This window comes from Prevotella fusca JCM 17724, assembly GCF_001262015.1.
Classification (GTDB): Bacteria; Bacteroidota; Bacteroidia; order Bacteroidales; family Bacteroidaceae; genus Prevotella; species Prevotella fusca.
In genome coordinates, this window is record NZ_CP012075.1 from 884,203 (window position 1) to 896,240 (window position 12,038).

Here is a 12,038-nt window from a genome sequence, read left to right on the forward strand (position 1 = left end):
TACAGTGTTGTAAGAGCATAAAAGGATAACAAATGTGACCATGGAAAGTTAAATAACAATAATTTATAATTGCTGTTACTGCTGTACTCTCTTGTAAGATGGGGCTTGTGTAGGCGGTGATTATCAAAGAGGGCATTATACTTTATCAGTGTTCTCTTATGGGATGAGGCTGTCAATCAATGGTTTCAATATATTCTCAAACAAGGATTTCCTGTCAATGTACGGGCGTACTTCGTTGCCTACAATGAAGCATGGCGGGATAATACAGACGATATAAGCATTACCATCTATGAAGTAAGGTATTGCATGTATAGGTGACTTGAAATCATCCAACAGGAAGTATTCAGTATCAAAACTGTTGATACACCATTTTGTTTCCGCAGATTTCAAGGCAATGATGGTAACAGCAGTCTGTTTCACACTGTCTTCGAGCACCAGCACTTCCTTTATTGCTATCTTAAGCGAGTGTTTCAACCATTCGCTGTTCAGTCCTTTTACCACAGCTTTTGCAAGCCTTGTGTCAGCTTTGTCATTGTCCGTGCCGCTAAAAACCTTACCTGTCCATAGCAAGGAGTATGTCTGTCCGGAAGACAGGATGCGGTAAGCAGGCATGTTCTTCTTTCTGTCGGCGACCGTCTGCAGCGTGTCCAGCTTATGCAGCAGTGCTTTTTCCGTAGTCTGTGAGAATGCACTCTGTGCGTTACAAGTGCAAAACAAACAAGTAAGGTGCATGATATACAAGGCTGATTTATTCATTTTTTGTATGGATTTTAGCGTGGATTAATATCAGAGCAGCGGATGGTTTTATAGCTTGAAGGTTTCGATTTGACGATTTCTGCAAGCAAATACAAATATAGTCAATGTTTTCCTAAAACGCCTCTTTTGATTTTTTATTTTTCATTCATCAGCTGTTAATCCCCAATCTCTAAATTAAACCGCAATATCCATTATTGCCAACCGCATCGTTTTCTGGCATCTTTTATTTTCTTGCCGGCATCTGACCTGTCTTTATAACTTGACGTAACCCGCTATGTTTTCGTCATAAAGACAAACAATCTACTTGACAATATAACAAGTTACATTCAGGCTCTAATGACTGTTTGTGTTTAAAAAGTGATAGAGGTGGCAGGGAATGTCTGCTTAAAAAAACTTACAAAAGCACTGCAAAGGAATAATATTCCTTAAAATACAGTATTGTGAGGCATCTGACAAGGAATATTAGTTATATTTGTAAAAACTAACTATCGATCACTATGGCTAAAATTTCTTATGCAACACTTAGCTTTTATTTCTCAAAAGTTAAAAACCTTAATCCTTCTCAAGTAGGTACTTTTATTGGCGGTAAAGTTGAAGCAAATATTAAAGCCAATATCTTCAGGAATGCTTGTGCTATCCGACTTTCATACGCATTCAATTATTCTGGTCTTCGGATAAGTCGTTTAGACGGGAGTGTTTCTTCCGGCAAGGACAGGAGATGGTATCTGTATCGTGTTGAAGACGTGAAGAAGTTTGTCAGACGACGTATCGGCGGAACTCCGATAAAAGGACATTGTGCAGAGGATTTCAAAGGCAAGAAAGGTATCATTGTCTTCTCTGACTGCTGTTGGTCGGATGCTACTGGTCACGTAGACTTATTCAATGGAAAGGAAGTTGAGGGCAGCGCATATTTCAACGAATGTGGTACGGTTGTCCTGTATGAACTAAAATAGGTGCGAGATGAATATTCAGCGTAAACTTATCTGTTATGCGATAGCGTGTTTCCTCCTTTTGTCTGCCGCCAGCTGTGGCAGGATGGAAAGGAAACTGTTTGTCGTAGAAAAGAACGAACTGTATGGTTATGCCAATGAAAGTGGAGATACCGTCATAGACTGTGTTTACCCATTGGCATTCACGGACACTATATCCCGGATTGGTTTTGTTGCCGATGACAAGGGACGAATCAGGTGTTTCAATAATGAAGGTAAATTCCTCTTTTATACATATATGTGTGACAACGGACCGGATTATCCTCATGAAGGATGCTTCAGAATTGAAGACCAGAACGGACTCATTGGGTTTGCTGATACCCTGGGGAATGTTGTCATAAGTCCTAAGTATAAGTTTGCCTATCCTTTCTCAGGTGGAAAGGCAAAAGTAACCGATTCTGGTAAACCTGCTATTGAAAAGGATTCTGAGTATAGTAGTTGGGAATCAGATAACTGGTATTTCGTTTCACGGGAGGATGGGAAATAGTATTTCTCAAGGCGAACTATACATGACAAACTGCTGGTGAGCATGGTTTATGCTGCAGCTGTAATGAAAAACAGGGATGCACACTCGTGCATCCCTGTTTGGTTTTATCCTTAATCCCGCAGCATAAGACACTCCCTCTGTACGTACTCTGATAAGAAGAATAAACAGTCGTTCCTTAAAAAGCCCATTTCGCCGAAAAGTTAACCGAAATCAACTTTTCGGTGATAATTTTTATAACACTGCAGAGAAGCTGAACACCTTACTTTTACGTATGATACGGAGAATGGGGCTTATAAAGGGTTCTTCCGTTAAATGCGTGGATGTTTTTCGTATAGCTTTAACGGAAGAACCGGAGTTGTTCATTAAATAAAACATAGCCAAGACTGTCTTGGCTGCCTGCTTTATTATCATCCTCCCATGCAGAAAACCTTTTCATGTCAATACTTTGAAAAGGCAGACAACAGATTGAAAAATCATGACATAATTTCGGATAAAATACCTACAGATAAAGGCAAAAACACGTGTAAAAAGCAAGTTTGCAATCAACAGTAAAGCAGTCAGTTATAAAGCAGTACAAGAAAAGGTGCTTAATTGGACTTCAAAAGGGCGTCAGTAAGACCTCAAAAGGGCATCTATTGCAAGTCAATTGGGCGTCTTTTCAAAGCCAAGAGACCATGTGTTGGTTTTGAGTTGTATGAAAATAGTTTACAAACGTTGGTTGATATGGGAATAAGTTGTTTGTTGAAGATGGAAAGACATGGTATCTGTTTTTTGCATTTATTATCTTGTGCTTTATTCCGTTTTGTGAGACCATCTGATTTTGGATGGTCATACCATACAGGTGCATAAGCCTTTATTCTATTTTTAATCTATATAGTCGTCCCTTAAATACATTATATTATACTGATTTACAGTTATTTATCTCTCTATTTATTTGTGTATTTCTGCAAGTTTTTGTACCTTTACAGTATAAAACTTGCAGAAATATATGTTAAAAAGGACCTCTAATCAATTATCATTATTCTCTTCCTTAGAGGATATGCTCAATCACAATCACCCCCTTTATACGCTTGGTAATAAAATCAACTGGCGTAGATTTGAAAACTCCTTCTCTCGTTTGTATTGTAGTACAAATGGTCGCCCTGCGCATCCTATTCGTTTGATGTGCGGACTTTTAATCTTGAAACACTTGCGTAATATCTCTGACGAAAGTGTTGTTTTACAGTGGAGTGAAAATGCTTATTATCAGTATTTCTGTGGTCAACTGGAGTTTCTTCCTAAAGAACCTTGCGAAGCTTCTGATTTGGTTCACTTCCGCAATCGTATAGGCGAAGAAGGAATTGAAGTCATTCTTGCTGAGAGCATCCGTGTCAATACTGAGAATGATAATGAGGATCATTTTAACACAGCTTTTATAGATTCTACGGTACAGGAGAAGAATATCACTTACCCAACGGATGCGAAGTTGCATAAAAAGATAATCAATCGAGTGCTCAAAATCGTTCGTGAGAAGAAACTTCCTTTACGTCAGAGCTACCAAAGGACACTGAAAGCAATCTCTCGCAACCAACGTTTTCGCAATCACCCCAGGAGTCACAGGAAGGCTGTCAAGGCTGACCGGAGTCTGCGCACCATAGCCGGTCGTTTGGTCAGAGAACTTGACCGTAATCTTCCTGACAGGAAAGGCTATGAAAAGATGTTTGAGCTCTTCTATAAGGTCCTTTCTCAAAAACGTAACAGTCGTAATAAGATATATTCTCTTCACGAGCCTGAAGTACAATGCATCAGTAAGGGTAAGGAACATAAGAAGTATGAGTTTGGCAACAAAGCTTCCTTTATCCGTTCGCTATCAGGAATTATTCTTGCTGCCGTTTCTTTTAGGAATGAATATGATGGGCATACCATAGAAGCATCCTTACAACAAACCGAAAGAATGACAGGCAAGCGCATTGATAACTTGGCAGGAGACAGAGGATATAGAGGAACAGATCTGGTTGGAACAACAAAAATACTCATACCACAAGCCCCTAAAGACAAAGATAGTTACTATCAAAAGAAAAAGAAACACAAACTGTTTTGCAAGCGGGCAGGAATAGAGCCTACCATAGGACATCTTAAAAGTGATTACAGATTATCTCGCAACTTTTATAAAGGTGTGAAAGGGGATGCTATGAATATAATGCTGGCAGCTGCAGCATATAACTTCAGAAGAGCTATGAGAGCTCTTTTGTGCTTTACAAAAACTATCATCGAAAAGTCAGTTTTGGTTGACTTTTCGACAAAATGGGCTTTTTAAGGAACGACTAATTATGTATTCTCTATTAGGCCTAATGCTGTTCGTTTGATACTATCTCATACTTTGTTGTCGTGTAATGGCTGCTGCCAGGAAGTGGAGCTGTTTGTGAAAATAGATTTTATTCTTTGATAATTACTTTACGACTATATTTTAAAAACAAGGTGCATAAAATTATTTATTTGTACTCTCTGTAAGTGTTAGTATACTTTCCTAAGTTTAGATCTTGCATATTTTTTCAACAGAAATCAATTCCAATATATTCGCACTTGTTTTATCATCATAGAAAAGAACAATATTATCAGTACCGACAAGAGAACTTTTATATATGATTCCATCAAAATGACTTCCATCCTTAGCGCGTTGGATAAATCTAAGATATTCTGAAAACGCTTGAGTAGGAATGTATTCTAACTCTGATTTATCAGCACTTATGGGTTTTGAAATTTCATTATGAAACAGTTTTAGGAATAAGAAAGCTTGCCAATCATCTTTACTTTTCATCCAAAAATTAGGCTTAGGAATATTGCAAAGATTTATTAGTCTCAAATCTTTGGTTGTTCTAAACTTTCCCACATAAATTAAAGTCTCTTTGTCTTCTAAATAATTTCTTATCTCATTGCAGCAAGTCTTTTCTTCGAAAGCACCATAAAACATGGAAACTCCGACTGGACTCATCCTATTTGTTTTAGCAAACTTTATAGGAGGAGCTGTCAACTCTTCAAATAATTTGTATGGTGCACTATCCCCATTAGGGCGCCCTCTGTAAATATATGTGCCAGCCTTTAAAATATCTTCCAAGAGACATACCTTTTCACCAACCTCGCTGAGAACATCTATTTCTTCCCCATAAGTATCAACTGTATCTTTATAATAACTTATGTCTTTAAAGAAAGTATATCTTTGTTTTTTTACTCTTTCTGAAAAGTTTTCCCATGCATACGCCATTTTCTCGTGGTAGAGTAAAGCTGTCGGGTCTTTTCTAATCCAATAATCAACGTTAAAGCAGTTGGCTATGTTCTCAGTAAGTTTGTCATTATCAGTCATCAACTCAAAATCAAACATCAAGTCTTCTACATCTGTATAATATTCCACATTTGAAGGGGCAATATAAGAACCTAGTCTTTTATAACCAGGAATCTCATCCTCGCCTTTATCAAGAAAACTGCTAGCTAAATACAACTCTTCATCATCAATAGGGCCCAGGTAATCCGTAATCCTTTCTCCAACAAAATCCATGAAAGAAGTAAATTTACACACCTTTGTTTTACTGTTACAGTACGAACACTTTCCTATTCTACTATTATCTATTATAAATTGCTTCAAATGACTATTAGTAAAATGACTTAAACAGACGTATTTGTTCTCTTCGTCGGGTGTAACGTAACCACGAGAAAACAACTCCTCCTCTTCCATCATAAGTTCTTTAACTCTTCCCATAAGTTTTTGAATATTTTATTTTAAATATGTGTTATTTTCATTATGAAATGATTAATGTACAAAGGTATTCATTTATATAATGTTATAGCATAAATTTCTTATAAAATTGGTCTCTTTACAAGTAGCCTAATTTTAATAAAGTCATATAGTCATTAGCATCTAATATAACTAACTATCACCTTTTGTATTTACGCTCGTCGTCTACATAGTCCCAATTACTATTTCCACCAACCTCCCACTCTCTATTAGAATGGTGTGCAGAACTTGTAGAGCTTAATATTTTTCCCCATTGGCCAGGAATGTTCACCTGATTCTCTTTTTGGTTATTATGTCTGTTATGATATACTTCTATTTTGGAGAGAACAATATCGGTCTCACGTAAGTTAACTATGGTAGAGGTTTCCATATCAAGTGCATATAGCTCCTGTTCCTTTCTTATAATTATGATTTTGGCTGCTTTTAGATTTTTGTATATCTCATCTTTCTCTGACGTATCGATAACTTCTTTTATGTTATTGATTAGTGCATTCGTCTTTTCTCGATTAATTTCTGGAGCAATTTCTATATCTTCCTCATTATCGATATGACCAAACTGACATAGAATAGCCCTTTCTTGCATAGTAGAAGGATTAAAGCCTTTAATCCAATGTACCTTAGCATTATAATTAAGAGTATCAAGGATTCTTTGTTCTACCTGAGCAATGGCTCTTTTTCGCTTATCACGAATAACTCCATCACTATAAATGTTTACTCCAAATTTATGCCACAGACTTTTATTTACCTCTCTCATTGTTGACTTATTGTTTACTTCAAGAAGGCTATTCAAGGTTTTCAAAATGACATCTTTGTTATTATTGTCTATTACTTGTTTCTTTTGAGGATAAGTCAACACTTCTTTCAAGGAAAGGACATCTCCACCTTTATAAACAGCCTTTTCCTTATGGTCAACGACCAAATAACCATAAGGAGAATCTTTCTTACCTATAAATATAAGATCTACTCCAAACTTCTTTTTTAGAACTCTATCAAGTTCTTCTTTGTTTGAAGTTATCTTCTTGTATTTTAGGAAAATCGCTTTTAAATGCTTACGCCTTTTCTCGCTTTTTTCTTTGTTGGAAACCTTAAAGTGCTTGCTTATCTCATCTAAATGAATAGTATCGAGAACAACACCTCCCTTCTTAATGCAAATCATGTCAGCATCATTAAAGCTTTCATATCCGCAGCTTTCCAGGATAGCTTGGAATTGTCCTAACGTATCAAATGAATATGCAAACGACTCTTGTATCGCTTTCTTAACTTCGTATTGAGGATTTAATCCCATTAGCTTGTTAATAACTGCTTGAGAACGTAGCCTTTCATTATCATGCCCTATCTTTTTACCCTGTGGGTCTATTCTACTTGTAACAATATGAATATGGTGATTATTTGTATCATAATGACCATAGATTAAGAGAGGTTGCCCTTCTTCGCCATATCCCATTTCTTTTAGATATTTGTGGGCAAACTCTATCAGTTCATCGTAGTCATATTCATCTTTCTTGCAAGAGATAGCAAGATGAAATTGTGGCTTTTGAATATTATCATTCTTTGCAGAGTACTTGATAAGATAATCTTGTAAACTTGATGAGTTTACATTGCCTGTATTTTGTAGTAGGTCAAAGTTTTTAATCTCAAGAAGTTCTGCTGTTCCTTGAGTAACCTTCTTTTCATTATATTCGACGGCATTAAAGCGCGTACTTGACCTTAATATAGTTGCAATCATACTTACCCTTATTAGTTTATAAATTACTACAGCGTATTATTAAAGGGTACTGAAATGGCAACAGCCAATACCGTCAGTAAGCGTATTAAAGTATTCATTATAGCGATAGTACAAAGATAGACAAATATTTTGATATAACTATCAGAAAAACTTTCTTTGTATCTTTATAAACGTGTTGTAATATCCAATATAGATGAAAGAAGATAAAAGAGTCAATAGAATTAATCTCCATCTTAACAACAAAGAGTTGGAATTGTTTAGAAATAAAGCGAATAATTATAGCCAGATGTCTGCTATGATTAGGGATGCAGTTACTCAATTTGATGACATAAAAACGAAAGGTTGGATTACTGCCTTAAATGATTTGTCTATTTTAATCTCTAACTTTTCTACTGAACTTTCTAAGCAAGGAGGTAATTTGAATCAGATAACTAAACGTGCAAACGAGTTGATTTTTATGGGAGAGCTGGATAAAACGTACTATGAAGAAGTTATTTCACATCAGATAAAATTACTGCAGGAGCTGGTTTATGACGTCAAGAAACAGCAATCTGAAATCTTTAAGCGATTGCTGAAATCATAAAATACATTTTCCCTTTTGTCCTTATACTGGAGTTGCGACAGTATTTTCTTCCCACTTCGTGGGCAAGTGACCTGTGATGCCAATTTGAAAAATAGGCGTCTAAAGGTACAACTTGCTAACCAATTAAAAACAGTTGACCAAAACATAACATTCCGAGCAATACTTCCAATAATATTGCGTTTAGATAGCATTGAGAATATTTTAATATTATATGCCTATCATATTTTATAATGTGAATGTAGTATGATAATATTAAATTAATAACATATTAAGATATAAAAATCATAGCTTATGAGAACAATCTTCTATTATAGAATTAATTTATAATATTATTATGCTATGATTTTATGATATAATGACTTTATTATTAGATGATTATATGACAGTTATATAATATGATAATAATGAAATATTATTCTATTAACGCAGAGGTAATAAAGGGTACAAAGAAGAAAATGATAATATAATAGCGAAAGGGGGTATTTGATGAATTAACCGAATAAGCAACCTTTTTAAAGGGATATAATTAAACATTTTATTGTAATATAAGTGTATTACTAAATAGATGGAAAGATAAAGAGTTGTCTTGAGGGAAAGATAGAAAGGAAGATGCATGCTTACGGTCAGAATGCTTATCAAAGACCGTATTACAGCGAAAAGTAACCTTTTGGGAGCATTATTACATATAGATTCAAACCTCATTTTCCCTTTAGTCAAGTTTCATCATAAGCATCTAAAGCTTCATTTATTTCTTTTATTTATAAGCTTTATTTAAGTGCCGTGTAATCAATTGATTTACAGAGTAATAATATGTAGATAAGTAACCTTTTGGGAATAGATAAGTAACCTTTTGGAAAGGGATAAGTAACCTTTAGGGAACAACTATGTAACCTTTTGGGAAGGTTATCCCTTCTTTTATGTTACAAGAAGTGAATGATTGAATAAAATGATAGTACTTTTTTGGCTAAAAGATTTTCGCTGATTATCTTTGTGTTGTCGTTCCGATTGTTTTAATATAATTGCTGGCTAAGTTGACAGCCGTCTTCCCAGTACCCTTTAATAGATTTTTTTCGCTACGACGTTAAAGCAAACATTTCATCAGAATGATTTGTTAAAGGGAAGAAATGACAAAACGAATTTATACTTTAATCGAAAATGGAGGAATTAATGGTAGTCCTTTTAGCTTTAGTAATCTACTAATGCGATCACCATTACGTTACTCTATGATGGAAAGGCGTTTCCTTTACAAGTTATCAGAGGCGATTAAGATGCGATATGAGCAAATGGGATTAAGAATGCGTGAGAACTGGGATAATCTTGTGTTCAATATGACTGACAAAGATTTAGCCTCTATAGGCGGAAATACCCACATTGTACGTACATACACAACCATACGTGCACTTGCACAGAAATCAATAATTCAATTTCGCTATAACAAACAGAATCAACTAATCATTGATTATTTTCACTGGATAGATGCTTTTCGTTGGAATACGGAGACAAATGATTATACCGTTCGTGTTTCACCAGAACTATATGATTATGTCATTTCTTTAACGAAGTCTTTTACAGTTCTCAATCTTCATACAGCAATCCTCCTTGAATCCAAGTATTCACAGAAGTTTTACGAGTTTTGTTGCCAATACTCAGGTGACTTTCGTTTCATAGACCCATCAACTCCAAATGTCATATACAAAAAGCGTGTTATCAAGGTTTCTATCAAAGCTTTTCGTTTTACGTTTGGTTTATCAGAATTGAACGACCCAAAGACAGGTGAACTTCTGGAGAAAGAAAAATACCTGCGTTTTAAAACGATGGTAATGAAAGTCATTCTTCCTGCTCAAGAAGAACTATATAGGTTGTATCAAGAAAACCACTCAGATGTATGGTTTGATTATCAGGTTGGAGACAGATATGGTCGTGGTCGTAATGGTTCCCCCAGAGACTTGATATTCTATATCTATACACGTACTCATCCAAAATCGACTAATCCTAAAAAGAATCATCCTTGGAAAGAAGGAGAAGAACCGCTATATCCATATGAAGAACAGCAAAATCCTTCTTCAAGAGCTTCAAGGAAAATAAAAGAAAGTGACTGGCTCCAGATTGATGAACCAGAGCAAAGGAAGATAGTCTATCAGCTTTTGCTATGTTACCTTAACTCTGACGAAGTAACTTACTATATGAAACAAATAGATAAAGAGCAAGAACGTTGTCGGGACAGCTACGCTCAAGTCATTCAAGTTATATACGAAAAACAGCAGCAACCAAAGTTTCAACAAGGGACAAAAGCATATAAGCGTAAATGCTTGGTAGAGTTTGTTTTCACGAAGAATCTTAAACACTACGGTTGGTTTATCATGCCAAAGATATGATGTTTTTGATTTTTTGAACTGATGTTTGCAAAATAATTATCCTAATAAGATAAAAAGTAATATAATATTCTTAACTTTGTAGTGCTAACATAATCTGAAATAGCTGACAAAAACAGTTGCTATTAGAAGGTTGTGTTTGTCTAAAAGATTATTCATAGATGGCTTAATTGTTGTGAGGGCAAATGAGATTATCCTATGTTAATGATGTTCTTATTAGCTACTATTAGTCTTTTAGATTCAGCAATGTCTTGAAGTTGAGATGCGACAATTGATACAATGGACAATATTGTTTCACCTAAGTATCTATTATAACAGATGCCAGTTAATAAAAATGCATATCTACGTTATCAGTATTTAGACCTCTGCTTTAGTAATAAACAAAGACGGTTTAATATAGAAGAATTAATTGATTTTGTTAGTGAGAAGTTAGGTTATAACGTCAGTGTGCGTCAAATTCGTGAAGATATGAGCAATATGCGTTTAGCTCCATATCATGCTCCTATCAAAGCTGTTCCTTATGATGGCAAGAAGTGTCATTACTATTATTCTAATCCAGAATTTTCAATCTTTAACAATGAGTTAACGATGGAAGAAGTTACAAACCTTCGTTCTACGATAAAAATGCTTGGCAGATATCGTGGTATACCTGCTAACGCCTGGTTGGAAGAAGTGATATCTAATCTTGAATATCGTTTTGGTTGTAAAGCAAACTCTGAGAATCTTATCTCTTTTGAACAGAATGATATGCTTAAAGGACTTGAGCATCTTTCTCGAATAATTGATGCTACAATTAATCATCAGCCTTTAGAGATTACTTACCAGTCCTTTAGGGGAGAACCACGTTTATGTATTGTGCATCCGTATTATATAAAGCAATACAATAGTCGATGGTTTTTATTCGGACTTAACCAAACTAATGACCGTATAGAAAATTACGCACTGGATCGCATCGATTTTTTTAGAGATTCTCAATGCCCTTTTATAAAGAATAGCACTGTGAATTTCGAAACTTATTTTGACGATGTGATAGGCGTTTCTGTTCCTTATGAGGAAACTCCCAAAGAGTCTATTGTACTTAGATTCTCTGAAAATCGTTTTCCTTATGTTGTTTCTAAGCCTCTTCATAAGTCTCAGAAACTAAGAGAGGAGCCGAATACGATTTGCATCGAGGTTAAACCTAATCGTGAGTTATTTCAAAAGATTTTTTCTTTCATCCCCGATATTGAAGTACTTTCGCCATCTTGGCTTCGCCTTGAAATTACAAATAAAATACAATGTAATTTACAAAAATATTTGTCTGTGCATAAAGATTGCACAGATAATGTTTAACTTTGCAACAAATTAAGAAATATA

Annotated in this window: 9 protein-coding genes; 6 read left to right on the forward strand and 3 right to left on the reverse strand. The window is 35.2% G+C overall.

Features of this window, described 5'->3' with window-relative positions; genetic code table 11:
- Nucleotides 1-156 precede the first annotated feature (156 nt).
- Nucleotides 157-756, reverse strand: coding sequence for a hypothetical protein (locus ADJ77_RS10905; protein WP_025078723.1), 600 nt, complete (start codon nt 754-756; stop codon nt 157-159).
- A 497-nt stretch (nt 757-1,253) separates the two neighbouring features.
- Here ADJ77_RS10905 and ADJ77_RS10910 point away from each other — a divergent pair, with 497 nt between their 5' ends.
- From ADJ77_RS10910 to ADJ77_RS10920, 3 genes are all read left to right on the forward strand, one after another.
- Nucleotides 1,254-1,709 (forward strand): type VI secretion system amidase effector protein Tae4, encoded by a 456-nt coding sequence (locus ADJ77_RS10910; protein WP_025078722.1) that lies wholly within the window; start codon nt 1,254-1,256, stop codon nt 1,707-1,709.
- Between the two features lie 7 nt (nt 1,710-1,716).
- A complete protein-coding gene (locus ADJ77_RS10915; protein ID WP_042741026.1) occupies nt 1,717-2,232 on the forward strand; it encodes a WG repeat-containing protein in 516 nt (171 codons plus the stop codon).
- A gap of 988 nt (nt 2,233-3,220) precedes the next feature.
- Nucleotides 3,221-4,528 (forward strand): IS5 family transposase, encoded by a 1,308-nt coding sequence (locus ADJ77_RS10920; RefSeq protein ID WP_050696407.1) that lies wholly within the window; start codon nt 3,221-3,223, stop codon nt 4,526-4,528.
- Nucleotides 4,529-4,744: 216 nt separating this feature from the next.
- Here the strand turns inward: ADJ77_RS10920 and ADJ77_RS10925 are convergent, their stop codons facing one another.
- Together ADJ77_RS10925 and ADJ77_RS10930 are read right to left on the reverse strand one after the other, a co-directional pair.
- Nucleotides 4,745-5,965, reverse strand: coding sequence for a HEPN-associated N-terminal domain-containing protein (locus ADJ77_RS10925; RefSeq protein ID WP_025079114.1), 1,221 nt, complete (start codon nt 5,963-5,965; stop codon nt 4,745-4,747).
- 175 nt (nt 5,966-6,140) lie between these two features.
- Nucleotides 6,141-7,727: a relaxase/mobilization nuclease domain-containing protein gene (locus tag ADJ77_RS10930; RefSeq protein ID WP_025079115.1), complete on the reverse strand. Its 1,587-nt coding sequence runs from the start codon at nt 7,725-7,727 to the stop codon at nt 6,141-6,143.
- Nucleotides 7,728-7,920: 193 nt separating this feature from the next.
- On the opposite strand from ADJ77_RS10930, the gene ADJ77_RS10935 reads away from it, so the two are divergent.
- From ADJ77_RS10935 to ADJ77_RS10945, 3 genes are all read left to right on the forward strand, one after another.
- Nucleotides 7,921-8,310, forward strand: a complete 390-nt coding sequence (locus ADJ77_RS10935; protein WP_025079116.1) for a plasmid mobilization relaxosome protein MobC — start codon at nt 7,921-7,923, stop codon at nt 8,308-8,310.
- A gap of 1,124 nt (nt 8,311-9,434) precedes the next feature.
- On the forward strand, nt 9,435-10,685 hold the full coding sequence (locus ADJ77_RS10940; protein WP_025079117.1) for a replication initiation protein: 1,251 nt from the start codon (nt 9,435-9,437) through the stop codon (nt 10,683-10,685).
- Nucleotides 10,686-11,000: 315 nt separating this feature from the next.
- The gene (locus tag ADJ77_RS10945) at nt 11,001-12,014 is read left to right on the forward strand and encodes a helix-turn-helix transcriptional regulator (RefSeq protein ID WP_025079118.1); all 1,014 of its coding nucleotides are present in this window, start codon (nt 11,001-11,003) and stop codon (nt 12,012-12,014) included.
- Nucleotides 12,015-12,038 lie beyond the last annotated feature (24 nt).